We start from the raw sequence: 1,982 nt of genomic DNA, 5'->3' as shown, positions 1-1,982 counted from the left end.
GCCGCCGCGCGGCACGCCCGCGCGGGTGCGCGCCCACGGCGCGCGGGCTGCTAGCGTTCAGGCGTGTCGCGGACCCGTACCGAACGCCTGGTCAACCTGGTGATCTGTCTGCTCTCCACGCGACGGTTCCTCACCGCCGCGCAGATCGCCGCGACCGTGCCCGGCTACGAGCACGATCCGGACGACGTCAAGGACCACGAGGCGTTCCAGCGCAAGTTCGAACGGGACAAGGCGGAGCTGCGCGAACTCGGGGTGCCCCTGGAGACCGGCACGGCCAGCGTCTTCGACGCCGAGCCCGGCTACCGGATCGCCCACCGCGCGTACGCGCTGCCGGACATCCCGCTGGAACCGGACGAGGCCGCCGCGGTGGGCATCGCCGCCCGGCTGTGGCAGCACGCCGGCCTGGCCACCGCCGCCTCCTCCGGGCTGGCCAAGCTGCGCGCCGCCGGCATCGACGTCGACCCGCAGGCGACCCTCGGCGTGGAGCCGATGGTCACGGTCGACCCGGCGTTCGCGCCGCTGACCGCCGCCGCACGGGACCGCCGGGAGGTCAACTTCGACTACCGGGTGCCGGACCGGGACGCCCCGACGCGCCGCCGGGTGCAGCCCTGGGGCGTGGTCTGCTGGCGCGGCCGGTGGTACGTGGTCGGGCATGACCTGGACCGGGCGGCCACCCGCTGCTTCCGGCTCTCCCGGGTGGTGGGCGCGGTCCGCACGACCGGTGAGCCGGGGGCGTACGAGCCGCCCGCCGGGGTGGACCTGATCAGCCACGTGGCCCGCTGGTCCGGGCCGGTCGAGCGGACCGGGCGGGCCACCGTGCTGGTCGCTCCGGGGCGGGCCGCCGGGCTGCGCCGCTGGGCGGTGCAGTGCACCTCGGGCCCGGACGGCGACCGACTGGTGCTGCCGTACGCCGACGCGGAGTTCCTCGCCGGCCAGCTCACCGGGTACGGCCCGGACGTGCGGGTGCTGGACCCACCGGAGGTACGCGAGGCCGTGATCCAACGGTTGAAGGAGATCGTCGCCCGGCACGACGAGCTGGCGGTGGCCGGGGGTGCCCGGTGACCCGCCCGGCGGCCCGGGGTGGCCGCGCCTCGGCGGACCGGCTGGCCCGGCTGCTCAACCTGGTGCCCTACCTGCTGGCCCGCCCCGGCATCGAGATCGCCGAGGCGGCGCAGGACCTGGGGGTGACCGAGAAGCAGCTCCGTGAGGACCTGGAGCTGCTCTGGGTGTGCGGGCTGCCCGGCTACGGCCCGGGTGACCTGATCGACATGGCGTTCGACGGCGACCGGGTGACCATCACCTACGACGCCGGCATCGACCGCCCGCTGCGGCTCACCCCGGACGAGGCGCTCGCCCTGGTGGTGGCGCTGCGGATGCTCGCCGAGACGCCCGGGGTGGCCAACCGGGAGGCCGTCGAGCGGGCCCTCGCGAAGATCGAGAGCGCGGCCGGTGACCTCGCCGGCGCCCCGGTGGAGGTGCGACTGCCCGGGGACAGCGCGCGGGTCCGCGACCTGCGCGCCGCGGTCGAGCGCGGCCGGGCGCTGCGGATCACCTACTACACGGCGGCCCGGGACGAGACCACCGAACGCACCATCGACCCGCTGCGGGTGCTGATGGTGGGCGGCCGGGCGTACGTGGAGGCGTGGTGCCGCCGGGCCGAGGGGATGCGCCTGTTCCGGGCCGACCGGATCGACGCGGTCACCCAGCTGGACGAGCCGGCCGTGGTGCCGCCGCAGGCCCGCCCGCACGACCTCAGCGACGGGGTCTTCCGCCCGTCGCCCGACCTGCCGCTGATCACGCTGCGGATCGGTCGGGGCGAACGGTGGATCACCGAGTACTACCCGTGCGAGCGGGTCGAGGCCGACGGCGAGCAGTGGCTGGTGTCGCTGCGGGTCACCGACCTGGGCTGGGCGCGCCGCTTCGTGCTCGGGCTCGGCTCGGACGTCACCGTGCTGGCCCCGGCCGAGCTGGCCGACCAGATC

The 1,982-nt window shown here is 75.9% G+C and carries 2 protein-coding genes; both read left to right on the top strand.

All coding sequences use genetic code 11. The features are described from left to right. Positions 1-63 precede the first annotated feature (63 nt). On the top strand, positions 64-1,062 hold the full coding sequence (locus ACWEVO_RS35720; protein ID WP_452311815.1) for a helix-turn-helix transcriptional regulator: 999 nt from the start codon (positions 64-66) through the stop codon (positions 1,060-1,062). Further along, positions 1,059-1,982 (top strand): helix-turn-helix transcriptional regulator (locus ACWEVO_RS35715; protein WP_452311814.1); only part of this gene is annotated, 924 nt, incomplete at its 3' end. The genes ACWEVO_RS35720 and ACWEVO_RS35715, both read left to right, overlap by 4 nt.

It is taken from the genome of Micromonospora sp. NPDC003776 (assembly GCF_053605645.1).
Note: the sequence above shows the minus strand (reverse complement) of the source record. Positions and strands in the feature narration are given on the sequence as shown.